The 16,902-nt window shown below is 63.7% G+C and carries 16 protein-coding genes and 1 pseudogene; 8 read left to right on the top strand and 9 right to left on the bottom strand.

What is annotated here, in order from left to right; genetic code table 11:
* Positions 1–139: 139 nt before the first annotated feature.
* From B133_RS0118240 to rfbA, 3 genes are all read left to right on the top strand, one after another.
* Positions 140–541 carry an MmpS family transport accessory protein gene (locus B133_RS0118240; RefSeq protein WP_018603084.1) on the top strand — a complete coding sequence of 134 codons (402 nt, stop codon included), beginning with the start codon at positions 140–142 and terminating at the stop codon, positions 539–541.
* The gene (locus B133_RS0118235; protein ID WP_018603082.1) at positions 538–3,399 is read left to right on the top strand and encodes an RND family transporter; all 2,862 of its coding nucleotides are present in this window, start codon (positions 538–540) and stop codon (positions 3,397–3,399) included. The genes B133_RS0118240 and B133_RS0118235 overlap by 4 nt, the downstream gene beginning before the upstream one ends.
* Positions 3,400–3,566: 167 nt before the next feature.
* Entirely contained in the window at positions 3,567–4,433 is an 867-nt protein-coding gene (rfbA, locus tag B133_RS0118230; protein WP_018603080.1) for a glucose-1-phosphate thymidylyltransferase RfbA, read from the top strand.
* Here the strand turns inward: rfbA and B133_RS0118225 are convergent.
* Entirely contained in the window at positions 4,403–6,418 is a 2,016-nt protein-coding gene (locus tag B133_RS0118225) for a heavy metal translocating P-type ATPase (protein WP_018603078.1), read from the bottom strand. The genes rfbA and B133_RS0118225 overlap by 31 nt on opposite strands.
* Positions 6,419–6,511: 93 nt before the next feature.
* On the opposite strand from B133_RS0118225, the gene B133_RS0118220 reads away from it, so the two are divergent.
* Both B133_RS0118220 and B133_RS23895 read left to right on the top strand, forming a co-directional pair.
* The gene (locus B133_RS0118220; RefSeq protein ID WP_018603077.1) at positions 6,512–6,874 is read left to right on the top strand and encodes a metalloregulator ArsR/SmtB family transcription factor; all 363 of its coding nucleotides are present in this window, start codon (positions 6,512–6,514) and stop codon (positions 6,872–6,874) included.
* A 268-nt stretch (positions 6,875–7,142) separates the two neighbouring features.
* A complete protein-coding gene (locus tag B133_RS23895; RefSeq protein WP_085974200.1) occupies positions 7,143–7,553 on the top strand; it encodes a hypothetical protein in 411 nt (136 codons plus the stop codon).
* Between the two features lie 86 nt (positions 7,554–7,639).
* Here the strand turns inward: B133_RS23895 and B133_RS0118215 are convergent, their stop codons facing one another.
* The 3 genes from B133_RS0118215 to B133_RS0118205 form a co-directional block, all read right to left on the bottom strand.
* Positions 7,640–8,437, bottom strand: coding sequence for a L,D-transpeptidase (locus B133_RS0118215; RefSeq protein ID WP_026256587.1), 798 nt, complete (start codon positions 8,435–8,437; stop codon positions 7,640–7,642).
* A 193-nt stretch (positions 8,438–8,630) separates the two neighbouring features.
* Positions 8,631–9,410, bottom strand: coding sequence for a hypothetical protein (locus B133_RS0118210; protein ID WP_018603075.1), 780 nt, complete (start codon positions 9,408–9,410; stop codon positions 8,631–8,633).
* A gap of 9 nt (positions 9,411–9,419) precedes the next feature.
* Positions 9,420–10,634 carry an NAD(P)/FAD-dependent oxidoreductase gene (locus B133_RS0118205; protein ID WP_018603074.1) on the bottom strand — a complete coding sequence of 405 codons (1,215 nt, stop codon included), beginning with the start codon at positions 10,632–10,634 and terminating at the stop codon, positions 9,420–9,422.
* A gap of 128 nt (positions 10,635–10,762) precedes the next feature.
* Between B133_RS0118205 and B133_RS0118200 the strand changes: the two genes are divergently transcribed.
* A complete protein-coding gene (locus tag B133_RS0118200; protein ID WP_018603073.1) occupies positions 10,763–11,791 on the top strand; it encodes a fused (3R)-hydroxyacyl-ACP dehydratase subunits HadA/HadB in 1,029 nt (342 codons plus the stop codon).
* Between the two features lie 62 nt (positions 11,792–11,853).
* Here B133_RS0118200 and B133_RS23025 read toward each other — a convergent pair.
* Positions 11,854–12,327 (bottom strand): annotated as a pseudogene (locus B133_RS23025) (DUF1906 domain-containing protein); the annotation flags it as partial.
* Positions 12,328–12,340: 13 nt separating this feature from the next.
* The gene (locus B133_RS0118190; protein WP_018603071.1) at positions 12,341–13,720 is read right to left on the bottom strand and encodes a serine hydrolase; all 1,380 of its coding nucleotides are present in this window, start codon (positions 13,718–13,720) and stop codon (positions 12,341–12,343) included.
* Between B133_RS0118190 and B133_RS25040 the strand changes: the two genes are divergently transcribed.
* Entirely contained in the window at positions 13,674–13,886 is a 213-nt protein-coding gene (locus B133_RS25040) for a hypothetical protein (RefSeq protein WP_232423383.1), read from the top strand. The two genes, B133_RS0118190 and B133_RS25040, sit on opposite strands and share 47 nt — an antisense overlap.
* 70 nt (positions 13,887–13,956) lie before the next feature.
* On the opposite strand, the gene B133_RS0118185 is transcribed toward B133_RS25040, so the two are convergent.
* Positions 13,957–14,706 carry an SDR family oxidoreductase gene (locus B133_RS0118185; protein ID WP_026256584.1) on the bottom strand — a complete coding sequence of 250 codons (750 nt, stop codon included), beginning with the start codon at positions 14,704–14,706 and terminating at the stop codon, positions 13,957–13,959.
* A 446-nt stretch (positions 14,707–15,152) separates the two neighbouring features.
* Between B133_RS0118185 and B133_RS0118180 the strand changes: the two genes are divergently transcribed.
* Positions 15,153–15,584, top strand: a complete 432-nt coding sequence (locus B133_RS0118180; protein ID WP_018603068.1) for an FHA domain-containing protein — start codon at positions 15,153–15,155, stop codon at positions 15,582–15,584.
* A 96-nt stretch (positions 15,585–15,680) separates the two neighbouring features.
* Here the strand turns inward: B133_RS0118180 and B133_RS24700 are convergent, their stop codons facing one another.
* Both B133_RS24700 and B133_RS0118170 read right to left on the bottom strand, forming a co-directional pair.
* A complete protein-coding gene (locus tag B133_RS24700) occupies positions 15,681–15,833 on the bottom strand; it encodes a hypothetical protein (protein WP_018603067.1) in 153 nt (50 codons plus the stop codon).
* A gap of 306 nt (positions 15,834–16,139) precedes the next feature.
* Positions 16,140–16,646 carry an isoprenylcysteine carboxylmethyltransferase family protein gene (locus B133_RS0118170; RefSeq protein ID WP_018603066.1) on the bottom strand — a complete coding sequence of 169 codons (507 nt, stop codon included), beginning with the start codon at positions 16,644–16,646 and terminating at the stop codon, positions 16,140–16,142.
* Positions 16,647–16,902: the final 256 nt, after the last annotated feature.

Genomic DNA, 16,902 nt, shown 5'->3' with positions numbered 1-16,902 from the left:
TGTACCGTACCGTACCGTTCAAGGCGATCGTTTCTTCGCCGCAGGAGAAGGACCCCGACCCCACCGATCGTGTCACCGGTTATCGAAAGGCTAACGGGTGCAGAAACTTTCGATTGGCAGCTCAGTCAGGCGGGGTTGGATGCTGTTGGTCGCACTCGGGGTGATCGCGGTCGCCACGTTTTCCGTGTATCGACTGCACGGCGCGTTCGGCACCCACCACACCGGAACTCCCAGCGCCCTGTCGAACGAAATCGTTCCGTTCAATCCCAAGCATGTGGTCCTTGAGGTCTTCGGCCCGCCGGGCAGCGTGGCGTCGATCAACTATCTGGACGTCCACGCTCAACCCCAGCGTGTCGACGACGCCTCGCTGCCGTGGTCCTACGACACCACAACCACCGATCCCGCGGTGTTCGTGAACGTCCAGGCACAGGGCAACAGCGATTCGATCGGCTGCCGGATCACCATCGATGACGTGATCAAAGACGAGCGCTCGGTCGACACCCGCAACGCCTATACATACTGTCTGGACAAGTCCGGATGAGCGGCGACACCGTGGCGAAGACGATCCGCCGGCTCTCGGTGCCGATCGTGCTGTTCTGGTTGGCCATCGCCGCGGTCACCAATATCCTCGTCCCACAGTTGGAAGTGGTCGGCGAAGCACACAACGTCGCGTTGAGTTCGCCCGATGCACCGTCGCTGCAGGCGTTCAAACGCATCGGTCAGGTGTTCGGTGAGTTCGATTCCGACAGTGCGGCGATGATCGTCCTGGAGGGCGATCAGCCGCTTGGCGCCGACGCCCACGCCTATTACGACGAGCTCATTCGGCGAATATCGCAGGACCACAAGCACGTCCAGCACATCCAGGACTTCTGGGGTGATCCACTGACGGCCGCGGGCTCGCAAAGCCAAGACGGCAAGGCCGCCTATGTCCAGGTATTTCTCGCCGGCAACCAAGGCGAGGCACTGTCGCTGGAGTCGGTCAACGCGGTTCGCGACATCGTGAACCGGACTCCGGCGCCGCCCGGCGTCAAGGCATACGTCACCGGTGCCGCACCGCAAGTCGCCGACCAGTTCGAAGTGGGTAACGAGGGCACCACCAAGGTCACCCTGCTGACCATTCTGGTGATCGCGATCATGCTGCTTCTCGTCTACCGCTCCGTCGTCACCATGATTCTGGTGCTGATCACCGTCCTCATCGAGATGGCCGCGGCCCGCGGGATCGTGGCTTTCCTGGCCAACTCCGGGATCATCGGTCTCTCAACGTATTCCACCAACCTGCTCACATTGCTGGTGATCGCTGCCGGGACCGACTATGCGATCTTCGTCCTCGGCCGCTATCACGAAGGTCGCAGCGCCGGGGAGGATCGCCAGACCGCGTACTTCAACATGTACCGCGGGACGGCTCATGTCGTCCTGGGCTCGGGGCTGACCGTTGCCGGTGCGGTCTTCTGCCTGAGCTTCACCCGGCTGCCGTACTTCCAGAGTCTGGGCATTCCAGCCGCGATCGGCGTCCTCGTCGCGCTTTTCGCCGCGCTCACCCTGACACCGGCCGTACTGACCCTCAGCAGCCAAGTCGGGCTGCTGGAACCCAAGCGCACGGCGCGCACCCGGGGATGGCGGCGGGTCGGCACCGCTGTCGTCCGGTGGCCCGGGCCCATTCTGGTGGTGACGATCGGGGTGGCGCTGATCGGCCTGCTCGCCCTCCCCGGGTACCGAACCAGCTACGACGTCGGCTCCTACATGCCGGCGAGCACCCCGTCCAACGTCGGTTACACCGCCGCCGAGCGGCATTTCTCGAAAGCCCGGCTGAATCCCGAGTTGCTGATGATCGAGTCCGACCATGACCTGCGGAACCCGACCAACATGATCCTGCTGGAAAGAGTCGCCAAGGCCGTCTTCCATACACCCGGGGTGGCTCAGGTGCAGTCCATCACCCGACCGTTGGGTACTCCGTTGGACCACACATCCATACCGTTCCAGATCAGTGCCCAAAGCGCCGCGCAGATCCAGAACCTGGCGTACCAGCAGGCCCGCGCGCGCGATCTGCTCAAACAGGTCGGTGAGATCGACAAGACCATCGGCATCCTTCGACAGCAGTACGCCCTGCAGCAGCAGAGCGCAGCCGCCACCCACGACCAGGTGGAAGCGTTCCACCAAACCGTCGCGGTGACACAGGACCTGCGCGACAAGATCGCCAACTTCGACGACTTCTTCAGGCCGCTGCGCAATTACTTCTACTGGGAGCCACACTGTTTCGACATCCCGATGTGTGCCGCGCTGAGATCGATCTTTGACGCGCTCGACGGGATCGACGCGCTCACCGAGCAATTGGGAAATGTCACGGCGAGCCTCGACAAGCTGGATCAACTCCAACCGAAACTGCTGGCCCTGATCCCGCCGCAGATCGCCAGCCAGCAGACCAACCGCGACCTGACGATGACGAACTACGCCACCCAGTCGGGAATCTACGACCAGACCGCGGCGGCGCTGGCGAACGCGACCGCTCTGGGGCAGGCCTTTGACGCCGCGAAGACCGACGATTCGTTCTACCTACCGCCGGAAGCCTTCACCAACCCCGAATTCCAGCGTGGCCTGAAACTGTTCCTCTCCCCGGACGGCAAGGCCGCTCGGATGATCATCACTCATGACGTCGATCCGGCGACACCCCAAGGGATTTCACATATCGAAGCAATCCGGCATGCCGCTGCCGAAGCCGTCAAGGGAACACCTCTGGCCGGGTCCCACATCTACATCGGCGGAACTGCCGCGACCTACAAAGACATTCAGGACATGGCCAAATACGACCTGATGATCGCCGGGATCTCGGCGCTCAGCCTGATCCTGCTCATCATGATGCTGATCACCCGAAGCCTGGTCGCCGCACTGGTCATCGTGGGCACCGTGGCACTGTCACTGGGCGCGTCGTTCGGGCTGTCGGTACTGGTCTGGCAGGACATCCTGGGCATCCCGCTGTACTGGGTTGTATTGGCGCTGGCCGTGATCCTGCTGCTGGCGGTGGGATCGGACTACAACCTGCTGCTGATCTCCCGGTTCAAGGAGGAAGTCGGGGCCGGCCTCAACACCGGCATCATCCGCGCCATGGCCGGCACCGGCGGGGTCGTCACAGCCGCCGGACTGGTGTTCGCTTTCACGATGGCCTCGTTCGCGTTCAGCGATCTTCGGGTGCTCGGTCAGATCGGGACCACGATCGCGCTGGGCCTGCTGTTCGACACGCTGATCGTGCGCTCGTTCATGACGCCGTCCATCGCAGCGCTGCTGGGACGCTGGTTCTGGTGGCCGCAACGGGTGCGCCCGCGGCCGGCCAGTCAAATGCTGCAGCCCTACGGATCACGCCCGGCAGTGCGTCAATTGCTCCTGTGGGACGACGACAGCGGCTGAATCAGCAAGAGAGCGGCGGTGGGTCCATTCACCCGGAGCATGTACTTGGGCATCGTGTTTGTGCACGATAAGGTGGCCTACATGTTGCGTCGCGACAGCCTTGAAACATCGTCACCGCAACCGAACTCAGCGAGCCCGGCGTCCACGTCGTCGAAGTAGGGGGAGACATGCGCGGCATCATCCTCGCCGGTGGCTCAGGCACCCGGCTGCATCCGATCACCACGGGCGTCAGCAAGCAGCTGCTTCCGGTCTACGACAAGCCGCTCATCTACTACCCGTTGTCCACACTGATACTGGCCGGCGTCCGTGACATCCTGGTCATCACAACACCGGCCGATGCTCCAGCATTCGAGCGGCTGCTCGGAGACGGATCAGCATTCGGCATCAATCTGAGCTACGCAGTACAGCCCAACCCCGAGGGGCTGGCGCAGGCGTTTGTGATCGGTGCCGACCACATCGGCACCGACAGTGTGATGCTCGCCCTTGGCGACAACGTGTTCTACGGGCCGGGTTTGGGCACCAGTCTGCGCCGATTCCAAAATGTCAGTGGTGGAGCGATTTTCGCATACTGGGTGGCCAATCCGTCGGCGTACGGCGTGGTGGAGTTCAGCGCCGACGGAACACCGCTGTCGCTGGAGGAGAAGCCCGCGACGCCCAAGTCTCACTACGCTGTCCCGGGGTTGTACTTCTACGACAATGACGTGATCGAGATCGCCCGCTCGCTCCGCAAGTCGGCTCGGGGCGAGTACGAGATCACCGAGGTCAACCAGACATACCTGAATCGGGGCCGGTTGTCCGTCGAAGTACTACCCCGCGGGACCGCGTGGCTGGACACCGGCACATTCGATTCACTCCTTGATGCCAGCGATTATGTACGCACCATCGAACGTCGTCAGGGCCTGAAAGTCGGCGTGCCTGAGGAGATTGCCTGGCGAGCCGGTTTCATCGACGATGATCAGCTCGCCGCACGCGCCCGGGTCCTCCTGAAATCGGGATACGGCAGCTATCTGCTGGAACTGCTCGAGCGAAAGTAGCCAGCGAGCGGGACAACTCGCGCAGAGCGCGGGATACCGCCGGCCGCGTGCCAGGCCCCATCCCGCAGCAGCCTCAGCCCGTTCAGGCCGACGATGATGGTGGATCCTTCGTGACCGGCCACGCCCAGCGGCAACGGCAATGCGCCCGCCAAGTCCCAAACCGCAAGCACAGCAATGAAGGTGGCGGCGATGGCAAGGTTGGCCACGACCACCCGGCGGGCCCGGCGGGCCAAGGCGATCACCGTCGGCACGGCGTTCGGGTCGTCGCCGATCACCACCGCGTCAGCGGTCTGCAGCGTCAGGTCTGACCCCGCGCCGCCCATGGCTATGCCTGTGTCGGCGGCCGCCAGCGCAGGCGCGTCGTTGATACCGTCGCCGATCATCGCCACCTTCGTGCCATCGGTCTGCAATTGGCCGACAGCACTGACTTTTTCGTGCGGAAGCAAACCTGCTCGCACATCGGTGATACCCACCCGATGGGCGAGAAGCGTGGCTGCGGCCGTGTTGTCGCCGGTCAGCAGCACCGGCGCGCGGCCGGTCAAGCGGGTGGTTGCCGCCACTGCAATGGCGGCGTCGGGACGAAGCTGATCGGTCAGACCGAGCACCGCGATGGGACGACGTGCGACACCGACGATCACCGTGGTGCACCCGCGCTGCTGCATCGACGCGACCTCGGCGAGCACGTCGACGTCAAGCCCGTCCCCAAATGTCTGCGGTGCTGCCACCGTGATGTGCTCATCGTTCACCGTCGCCGTGACGCCCCGGCCCGGCTGGGCGGTGAAGTCGACGGCGTCGGGCAAGCGCAGGCCCCGCGATCTCGCGGCGCGCACGATCGCCGCGCCCAGTGGATGCTCGCTCGGATGCTCGGCCGCCGCGGCGACGATCAACACGTCGTCATCGGTCAGACCGGCTGCAAGAACCCGAATTTCAGCCAACTCCGGAGTACCACTGGTTAACGTCCCAGTCTTGTCGAACGCGACCCGGCCGGTGCTACCGACTTGTTCCATCACCACTGCCGACTTGACCAGGACGCCGTGTCGGCCGGCATTGGCGATCGCGGCTAACAGGGGCGGCATGGTCGCCAAGACCACAGCACACGGCGACGCGACGATCATGAACGTCATCGCGCGCAACAGCGCACCTCGCAACGAGTCACCGAGGAGCAGAGGGATGACGAACACAGCGACGGTGACCACAACCATGCCGATCGAATAGCGCTGTTCGACCTTCTCGATGAACAGTTGCGTGCGGGCTTTGGTCTGGCTGGCCAGCTCCACCAGCGCGGCGATTCGGGCCACTACCGAGTGTTCGGCGCGCCGGTCCACTCGGATCCGTAACGCCCCGGTGCCATTGAGGGTGCCGGCGAACACCTCGTCGCCGATACTCTTGTCCACCGGTAAGGGTTCGCCCGTGATGGTGGCCTGATCGACTTCACTGGCGCCGGCGATCACCGTGGCATCGGCCGTAACGCGCTCCCCTGGCCGGACCAGTACGACATCACCCACCTCGAGGTCACCGGCCCCGACGATCTCCTCGGTACCGTCATCTGAAATTCGAGTGGCGCGCTCGGGCGCCAGGTCCAGCAGGCTCTGCACAGCATCCTCGGTACGGGCGGTGGCCAGCGCCTCCAGCGCACCCGAGGTCGCGAAGATAACGATCAGCAGGGCGCCATCGGTGATCTGTCCTATCGCGGCCGCACCGATCGCCGCAGCCACCATCAACAGGTCCACGTCCAGGGTCTTCTCCCGCAGCGCCCGCAGCCCGGCCAACGCCGGTTCCCATCCACCGGTGACATAGCAGGCCAGATAGAGCATCCACCAGGACCACGTCGGCCCGTTTGCCAGCTGCATCCCCAGGCCGATCAGAAATAAGACCAAAGCCGCTGCAGCCCAGCGCATCTCGGGCAAATCAAAGATCTCGCGGTGCTTGGGATGGGCCCCGGCGATCACGGCGGACCGCTGCCCCGCCTGAGTCACGGCCGGCATGAATCACCTCCACACGTTCATCAGTACGACTGTCCGCACGATATCAGAACACATGAACATGTCTTCATTCGTTGGCGTTAGTAGACTGGAGACATGGGACATGGCGTCGAAGGGCGTGATCGCCCGGCCGGGCGGCTCGACGCCGATGCCGCTGCGCAGGTTGCTACGACGCTGCAGGCACTCGCGACGCCGAGTCGATTGATGATCCTGACCGAACTTCGCCAAGGCTCACGTTCGGTGACAGAGCTGGCCGACGCGATCGGCCTCGAGCAATCTCTGGTATCCCATCAACTCCGATTGCTGCGGAATCTCGGTCTGGTCGCGGGCACCCGCACCGGCCGCAGCATTGTCTACAGCCTCTACGACAATCACGTCGCCCAACTTCTCGACGAAGCCGTCTACCACAGCGAACACCTGCGGCTCGGCCTGACCGATCGCGCCAACAACGCAGGCTAGCTGGTTTCGCGAGTCGCTTCGTCACACCGTCCTGGAGATACGAGTCGGCATCGGTGCGGTCACGGCGGCAGCTCGGGCACATGTCAACCCCGCAACTAATCACACGTACGTATGGACGCCGCCTGCGGACCGCTCTACCGTTCAGCTGCACAAATTCTCACGAAGGTAATTTGAGAGCACGATCAGGGGAGCCGTCGGGATGGCGAGGTTTGCTCGAATCGCAGTCAAAGTTGCTGCGAGCACTGGCTTCTGCGTAGCCATCACTGTATTGAGCCCGGACGCGGCGGCCACTCCGCTCAAGACGGGCGGGTACAAGTGCCTCGACGCTGCGGCAGGAACTGCAGCGCCGGGTGTCGCAGGAGCGCCATGCGCCGCAGCGGCGGTCGAGGCGGCGGGCGTCGCTGCGCCATTGGCGCCACCGGTACCCGTCGTACCGGCGAGCATTCCACCGGTACCTGTGGTGCCTCCCGCTGGTGTGCCAGCGGTTCCACTGGCCCCACCGGTTCCCGTCGTGCCCGCGGGCGCGGGTGCCCCCATCGCGGCGGCAGCTGGCCCCGTAGGCGCTCCGGTCACAGACCTGGTCGGGATAGCCACGGGCAAGGAGGCACCCACCAGCAGGCCCGCCGATGCCGACGGGCCTACGCCGGGCGTCCCGATTCAACCTGGCCCCCAGGGCTGATCCGGCGCCGCAAGGCCGGCACACGCCTATATACCAAGTAAGGCTCGACGAGCCAATTACGTTCGGCTGCAGCCGATTACACTCGTCTATTCCTGAACGACGACGGGATCACCGACGTTGACCGTGTTGAAATACCATTCCGCGGCTGCCGGACTCAGGCTGATGCAGCCGTGGCTGACATTCTCGAAGCCCATCGACTCGACGGCCCACGGGGCCGAATGCACGAACAGCCCGCGGCGCGTGAAGCGAACTGCGTACTCCACCTCGGTGAGGTAACCGTCAGGAGCCTCAACGGGTATGCCGACGCTGCTGGAATCCATGGTCACAGAACGGTCCTTCCCCAGGACCGTGTAGCTGCCAACAGGGGTTGCGTACTCCGGCCGCCCCAGTGAGGCCAGCAGCACACCCGGTTCCCCGAGGTGGGGCAGGTGGTGCGGGGCGGGCATGTCGATCGGCGTTTCACCGTCGATCGTCACAGTGAAGGTGTGCTCCGAGATGCTCGCCACTCCAACAACTTTCGGTCCAGTCTTGAATTCCAGCGGCATACCACCCACCGAGAGGCTGATCGTGCTGTGCGCCGGCCAGTACTGGTCGGGAACCCACTGCACGACTTTGTCATCGAGCCACTCGAACTTACCGGTCCTGGCGGGGGACGACGTGAGTGCAATGGCGCGCTGGGCGGCGTCCCGGCTGACGATCGGCCGCCGGAATGTCACCATCACCGGGTGCGCCACGCCCACGGCTGCAGTTCCGCTGGGCAGAATTGATTCGATGTCCGAGCTCAGCGGCAGACGCAGTGCGGCGGTATCGACGCTCGCCGTACCGCCCAATAGGACCATGGCTATTACGACCAACGCGAGAACACAATGAGTTACCGCCCGCATCAGTCTGACCCCTTGATGATGACCACCTGGTGTTGAACCTCGTCATGGTATGGGTAGTTCTGGCCTCGAACATCTTGGCGCGTTGGCGATTCGGTCAAGGCTTCATCACGGTTCGGCTACACCACGAGTAGTCGGCGACTCGTGCCTTGGTGACCTGCTCGCTGGCCACTGTGGCGACGATCGGCGCGACCCCTCAGGCAGGAGATCCAGGTGGCTTCAGCTGTTGTGCGTTGTCTGATGTCGGTGTGCCACCGATGAAGTCGTCCCAATGCCGACGTACCGGCGCCCAGCGCCGGTCGAACTCGGCGGCGCGCCGCTGGGCGTGCGCAAGCTTGGTCGGCTCGTAGCGCCAGCGCGCCCACGGCGATGTGGGGCGCGCCAACCGGATGGCGGCCACCCAGGCGACCGGCGAGACAAACAGGCCGATCAGCGCGGTCGGGTATTTGCCTTTCAGAGCGGTTACGGCGACCACGACGAAGTGGAACACCAGAAACGCGACCGCGCCCATCCGCACCGCGGTGAGAGGTCCCGGCACGTCATGCATATTGACCGGAGACACTCCGACCACCGCCAGCCCGACGCATGCCGCCGCGAGCGTGACGATGTTCACCGACAGTTGGCCCTCCTGCGACCAGTACACGTCTTGGAGCCGGAAGATCATCGCGAATTCGTCAAGCACGAGCGATGCACCAACGCCGATCAACACTCCCGACACATAGGTCCATGCCGATAGTGGCGGCGAGCCGACACCCATGAACGCCCCCAGAATGAGCAGCAGCACGCCGGGCGTCGAGTGATGCATGTGTACGCCACCGCTGCTGATGTTATGGAAGGGACCCTTGCCCGCCCGGATCAAGCGCGTGATCGTGCGGGTAGCAAGAAAAGTCACGACGAACGCCACGAAGCTCAGAAGCAGCGGCCCTTTGTACCCATTGACGATGTCGTGCTGCCACCAGTCGTTCAGCCACACCACCCCCCAAACCTACTGCCCGTAGGCCGGCGCCGTCTGCAGTGTCGGGTCGGCGGCGGCCAGCAAGGAGCTCCGGTCCCGATCCAGCGGAGGATAGATGCGTTGGGTGTTGATGACGCGCTTGGTGGCTTTGGCCTGCGCACCATCGGCCACCACATGCCGGTCCCATCCTTCGGTATAGAGCGCTCCGGCCGGTCCGAGATCGAGGACCGTGACATACCAAGGGATTCGCAGTGACAGCAACGGCTCTCCGCACAGATCGCTGATCACGTTGTGTCCCGCGTACCGACCCATCGGACGGGAGTGCTGACACGACATCACCGACATGTGTGCGTCGTCCATCCGGGCCGCCGCAACGTCGCCTGCGGCGAACACCCCGGGCGCGCCGATCACCCGAAGGCAGTCGTCGACCGGCACGCGACCCAGCCCGTCCCGCTCGACGCCGAGCTGGCCGGTCAACGGGCTGGCCCGCATACCGGCACACCAGACGACGGTGCCCGCCGCAACCACCTCGCCGGTGGACAACGTGATTCCCGCGTTGTCGACGGCCACCACATGAACATTCGTCATCGTCACTATTCCGTTATGCGCCAATGCTTTCTCGATGACCGGGCGGGCGGATTCGCCCATGTTCGAGCCGACATAAGGGTTGTGGTCGATCAGTACCACGTGGGGCGTGACGTCGCGTGCGCCGAATGCCGTCCGGATCATGGCAGGCAGCTCACAGGCCGCCTCGATTCCTGTCAGACCGGCGCCGACCACGACCGCTGTCGTTGCCGTGGCGTCTGCCACGCCGTCGGCGAGATGTCGAAGGTGATCCTGCAGCCGCTGCGCGGCGTCATAGGTATCGACGTCAAAGCCGAACTCCCACAACCCGGCAATGTCTGGTTTGACCACGTGGCTACCCAGCGCGAGCACCAGCCGATCGAAGGTGTAGCGCGTGCCATCGGCAACCGATACGGTGCGGCCCTCGACGTCGATGCCTGTGACGTCCCCGACGATGTGCCGGACGCCGACCGGGTCGAGCAGATCGCTCAGCGGGATACGGCAGGCGCTGATGTCAGCTTCGTAATTGCGTACCCGGATGTCGTGAAACGGCTGCGAGCTGATCACGACAACCTCGACTGCGTCCGTCGACACTCCCAACTCGTCAAGGCGCCGAGCCGCCCCGAGAGCCGCCCACAGGCCCGCAAAACCCGAACCGAGGACAAGCACACGATCGGTCACCGATACATGATCCCAAGGCCGGGTCCGATACCCCGTGACGTGCGTCGGCGTGTGTTGCCGCCAGCTCGCACGTTAGTGTGCTGTGGTCGGCCTCAGCGTACAAGCCGATAGAAAAGTTGAGCAGATTCATGACCGCAGCAGAGACATCGACGCTCGAATCCCGGGTCGGCCACTACTACCAGGCGGACGGCCCCTACCTTGTGGGCCGCGAGAAGGTGCGCGAGTACGCCCGTGCCGTGCAGGACTACCACCCCGCACACTGGGACGTCGCCTCCGCCGCTGAGCTGGGATATTCCGGCGTGGTCGCACCGCTGACATTCACATCAACCCCGGCCATGGCCTGCAATCGGCGGATGTTCGAATCGGTGGTCGTCGGCTACGACACCTATCTGCAGACCGAAGAGGTCTTCGAGCAGCACCGCCCGATCGTCGCCGGCGACGAGCTGAACATCGACGTCGAACTGACATCGGTCCGACGGATCGCCGGCCGAGACATGATCACCGTAACCAACACTTTCACCGATCTGGCGGGTGAGCGCGTGCATACCCTGCACACCACCGTCGTCGGCGTCACGGCCGAGGACATCAATCCCGGGACCATGGCGGCCGTGCAGAACGCGATGATGCATGACGTGGACTTCTCCGGAATCGGTGCGACCGATACCGACTACCACAAGACCGTGCGGCCCGATGGCGAAGTGCGGCTCGCCGAGGGAGGCACGACCCGCACGCCGGGCACACTGTCCTTTGACGACGTGAAAGTCGGGGACGAGCTAGGGGTGCACCACACCCGACTGTCCCGCGGCGACCTGGTGAACTATGCCGGTGTGGCGGGTGACGCCAACCCGATCCACTGGGACGAGGACATCGCCAAGCTGGCCGGGCTGCCCGATGTGATCGCCCACGGCATGCTCACCATGGGCCTGGGTGCCGGATTCGTCTCCACATGGTCGGGCGACCCGGGGGCCGTGACCCGTTATGCCGTGCGGCTCTCGCAACCCGCAATCGTGTCGGCGAAAGAGGGTGCCGACATCGAATTCAGCGGCCGGATCAAATCATTGGACCCGCAGACCCGCACCGGCGTCGTCATCGTCGCCGCGAAGTCGGGCGGCCGGAAGATCTTCGGCCTGGCGACGATGGACGTCCGCTTCCGCTGACCGGCGAACTCCTATCGCGCGAGATCCCATTGACCGAAATCGGCTGCCAGAACGTCGTTCACGTCGACGCTGAAGAAGATCGGTGCTGACGCGGGGCCGCCGGCCGCGGTGTGCAAGCCTAACGCCGTCTGGGCGTCGGCCACACCCCCGTCGTAGCCGCGAGTGAAATCCGATGGTGTTGGCCACCCGGGCTTGCCGAACTGGTAACAGCTGACGATCTGCAGGGCCGCCGCTCGCAGGCCGTCAGCATAGTCACGCGTGACCGGTTTGAAGTCGAACGTGGCACCCGGCCGCAATTCGGAGACGTAGACCAGTGCCCCGCCGAAGCCCGAGGACTTGATCTGCTCGGGCTGGACCAACCGGTCGGCAAAATCGACTATTCGCAGACCGTCGGCCGATGCCCGCTGCATAGCCGTTGTCGCCGCGAGCCCGCCCGGGACGGCCAATGCCGGTGCGAACAGCGCCGCATACCTGAGGACTTCGCGTCGTGAAGCGGATCGCGCCACGCCAGTAGCGTAGCGAATTCGGCGTGACATCTCGTGTGGCCGGCTATTCGTTGTAGAGATGCAGGGCTCGGGCGGTCACGGTGGCAATGTCACCGCTCAGTTCTACAACGGGAGGACCGCCGGGTTGATGAATCACGTTCGCCAGGACGACGACGTAGGTGTCTGACCCCGGGTCCATCCACAGCGTCACTCCGGTAAAGCCCGTGTGGCCGAAACTGCCGATGGGAAAGACCATTCCGCGCGGTCGGGACTGTTCCGTATCGATGTCCCAGCCGAAACCGCGGAGGTCTTGGCCGGCTATCGCCGGATAATTCGGAGCGAGCAGGGGATCCCTTGTGTTAGGGCTCTTTTCGATGGCTTGCCGAGTGGCCTGATTGGCATCCTTCAGTTGCGCGGGGTTATGCCCGGGCTGTTGCGGTGTCGTCATCAATTCCAGCGTCGATTGTTTCAGCGGAAACGGGCTTGGGCGTCCGGCGAGGCGATCAAGCAGCGCCTGCGCATACCTGCCGACATCTTGTGCTGTCGAGAACACCCCGGCGCTTCCTGCCACCCCGCCCATGCGGCGTGCCGTCGGATCATGGACGGTGCCACGAAGCAGGTGGCCATAGTCGGGGTTGAGACCCGGAGTGTCGCCGTCGTGCGCGGTCGGCGCGATGCGCGCCAAGAGATCGGTGCTCCACGAGCCTGGGGAACACGGCCCTTCCGCAGGAGTGTTCTTGTCGAAAGCGATTGCCGTGCCGCGAATCTGGTGCGGTCCACACGCTTTATCCGCGGGAAGGTAGCGGGTGTCGGACATGCTCAGTGGCGCAAAAACGTTGTCGGGCACATAAGCGTCCAATGCTTCGCCGGTGATCTTCTCGACCAGTGCGCCGAGGATGATGAAGTTGATATCGGAGTAGTGGAAGAGTTTTCCGGGATCGAACACCACCCATGCGGCGAGCGCACGGTGAACGCCTTGGACTTTGTCGGCCCGGTCCAGCCCCCATGGCCCGTCCAGGCTCAAATCGCCGGCGATGCCTGACGTATGCGTGAGCAACATGCGCAACGTCACCTGGGCGCGCCGCGGGTCATTCGCCGGGTTGAACTCGGGCAGGTACTTCTGCACGGGATCGTCGATCTGGATGCGGCCCTGTTCGTAGAGTTGGAGGACGGCGACGGTGGTCGCGAGGCTCTTCGTCAACGACGCCAGGTCGAAGATCGTGTCCTCGGTCATTGCTTCGGCCGGCGCGGGTTCGCCGTCGAGCCCTGGCTCGTCGGGCAGTTTGCGGAGGCCGAACGCCTGACGGAAAACCACGTTGCCGCCGTGTCCGATCTGGACTACGGCACCGGGCAGCCGATGTGCTGCCACCGCGGCGTTCACGAGCTGGGTGACAGGTGTGAAATCACCCTCGGGAACAACAGGGGGTGCAGTGGTCGTGGCCACGGTGATCGTCGGCACGGTGGTCGTCGGTGCCGCGCTTGCCGACGCCCTAGTCGCGGCCGACGGCGGCGGCGTTTGTCCGCACGAAGGGACCGCCGTCAGGCTGAGTAAAACGGTTCCAACGACGCAGACTCGGATGACGCGCGATCCCGACCCCACCGGGGAGTAGGTGATCGTCCCTTCGCGTGATGCCACCGGCGAATACTGTTGAAACACAGAGGTTCCGGCGGGCGGGTTGGTTAGCAGAAGGGGATTGAGGCGATCATCGCACCAGGCCCGGTCACCAAACTATCCTTCTTCAACACCGCACCGAAATACCGCGCCTGCCGATCCACCACCACCCGCTGATCATCATGGCGAACAGCCAACACCTCCCGAGCCAACCGAGCAAACGAAATCTTCTCCGGCCCACCAATATCAACCACATGATTCCGCGGCGACGAAATCGCCACCTCAGCCAAAAACGCCGCCACCTCATCAGCAGCAATCGGCTGAATCAACGCATCCGGCACCCGCACATCATGCTCACCATCCTCATCCGCATCCGACTCCACCACCATCGACTCCACAATCGCCCCAGCGAATTCACCAAACTGCGTCGCCCGCACAATCGTGTACGGCAACCCCGACGCCACAATGATCCGCTCCTGAGCAACCTTCGCCCGCAAATAACCACTATCCGGCAAACCATCCGCCCCCACCACCGACAACGCCACATAATGGCCCACCCCCGCCGCCCGCGCCGCCGCCACCACATTCCTGGTCGAGGCGACAAAAAAATCCATCACCTCCTCATCATCAAACGACGACGCATTCGTCACATCCACCACCACCTGCGCGCCGGCCACCGCCTTGTCCACCCCCACCCCACGACACACATCCACCCCCGAGCGCCGCGACGCCCTCACCACCTCTTCGCCTTCCCGGACCAAAAGATCAACCAACAACCCCCCGATAAGGCCACTAGCCCCCAACACCGTCACCTTCACCCTGCCAACACCTTCCATCCACACCACCAACCCCAACAACGAAAACCCAGACTACGTCGCACACCACACCACAGGACACGAAAAGGAGTCCGCCACACCTGAGCAATGTCCGTACCGACACCGGGCGCGCGGCCAGCCGAGGTGACGGTTTCCTTGTTGTGCCTACGGACCGAGAGTGGTATTGCTAAATGATGCGGTGCCCGGCGTGCGGGGCTCCGATCATCATCATCGCCGCCGCTGCTCTTGATGAGCTCGACAGAAGCGAATGCAGCTCCTGTCCGTGGTCGATCTATGTCGACGGCTCCGTCCGAGGCAGACGCCATGTGCCAGTCGTTGCGGGCTCAAAAACCGAGGGCACCAACGCGAACGAACCATCGCCGCGCTGTACGTCGGAATAGATGCACTCTAGTCAATTAGACCGCGCATGCGGCCGAAGAGGACAACCCGTGAGCACCACAGACAACCATCAGACCGCCGAGTTCCGGGTCGAGGACACCACCGAATTGCTCGCCCCTTGTGGCGAAACTATCGCATCCGTGGCAACCGCTCTGGATCACCTCGACCCATTGCCGCCCGGCGCCGCCATGCTGGTCGTCAAACGCGGCCCCGCCGTCGGACTGCAGTACCGGTTGCATCAGCCGATCACCACCGCCGGGCGTCATCCCCGCAGCGACATCTATCTCGACGACATCACCGTCAGCCGCCTGCACGCCGAATTCCGCTGCACCAATGGAGAATTCCAAATCATAGATACCAACAGCCTCAACGGCACCTACCTCAACCGTCAACCGGTGGACACCGCGACACTGACCCACGGCGACGAAATTCAGATCGGTAACTTTTGCCTGCTGTTCTTCACCAGCACCGCAACCCACTGACCGAAAAGCGCACGGGCTACCGCTCGACAGCGCTGCACTTTTCTGAAAGCAGAAGCCGGATGTTTCCGAACAGCACGGCCTGTCCGATGATCGCGGCTACTTCGGGATGGTTGTCCGCACGCTCACGATGCGTTCACCGGGGTAATGCAACTCATGGGTTTGAAATGCGTCGTCCTCGTCGGCAGCACAGACGTTGCGCACGTTCCGTCGCTCGCCGAACCAGCTCTCAATGACGTAGATATCGTTCATCTGACTACACCCCGCTGTGTGTGATGTCAATGGCAGACGCCACGGCCGGGGATTCGCCGTAGACGGGTTATTGCATGCCTCCAATAGGCATCGTCACGGCTCCGCCAACACGGACTTGGCGGACTTGGTAGTCAGCCCCGGGCCGTCGCAGTCGCAGTAATCGTCCGTCCCGGGTCAGAGATGACGCACGAGTAGTTGACTACTCCTTTTTCGTTTCGAGGTGACCCGTGGTTACGATGACGGCGGCCGAGGCCACCGCGTCGCTGCTTGCCCGTCGAAATCCGCACCCACCGAAGGGTGCAGCTGTCATCGAAGTGGTGGTTCCCACGCGTGCAACCGCGGCAGCCAGGCCGGTACCGCCCGCCGGTACGCCTCATACTCGTCGCCGAATTGTCTTGCGAGAGTGGGTTCTTCATACCAGCGGACAAACGCCGCGGGAGCTACCCACGCCGCTACCGCGTACATCAGAAGCCGGATGTTTCCGAACAGCACGGCCTGTCCGATGATCGCCAGCAACAGTCCGACATACATCGGGTTACGTACATAGCGATTGAATCCCGAGACGACCAGACGATCGGTCGGCGCGACCGGGATGGGGGTGCCACCGGCCTTGACGAACTCCGCAAAGGCCGAGACCGGAGGAACCAGGCCCGCGGCAATCAGAAGCCCGCCGACGACGCGCATCACCGCCCAGCCCGGGAGCGGACGCCGAAACTGCCAATGTGTGATCAGCCATGGGATCAGTCCGACCACCGTGCCGGGCGCGACCACGAAGAATCCCGCGCTCAATGCTGCGGCTTTCGATCTGTTCATCGACTCCTCCTGTCAAAGGTCTTGCGTCCCCACAATGGACCTGCCCTCACGCCGCGGCAACGAATTCCCGTACCACCTCGACGCGCAAACTCCGGAGCCCTGAGCGTCCAACGAAGCAGCAACCGAATCACTGCCGACATCTCGCTGGCGTCTCCGTCGAAGTAGACCGGAGGATTGGCGACTTCATAACACCGCCGACCGGACTCGATCTCACACCCGCCGGCCGAGACTGTCCCCTCCCCCACGGATCCCGGTG

The organism is Mycobacterium sp. 155 (genome assembly GCF_000373905.1).
In the GTDB taxonomy this organism is placed as follows: Bacteria; Actinomycetota; Actinomycetes; order Mycobacteriales; family Mycobacteriaceae; genus Mycobacterium.
The sequence above is the reverse complement of the archived record's forward strand: the minus strand, read 5'-3'. Positions and strand labels throughout refer to the sequence as shown.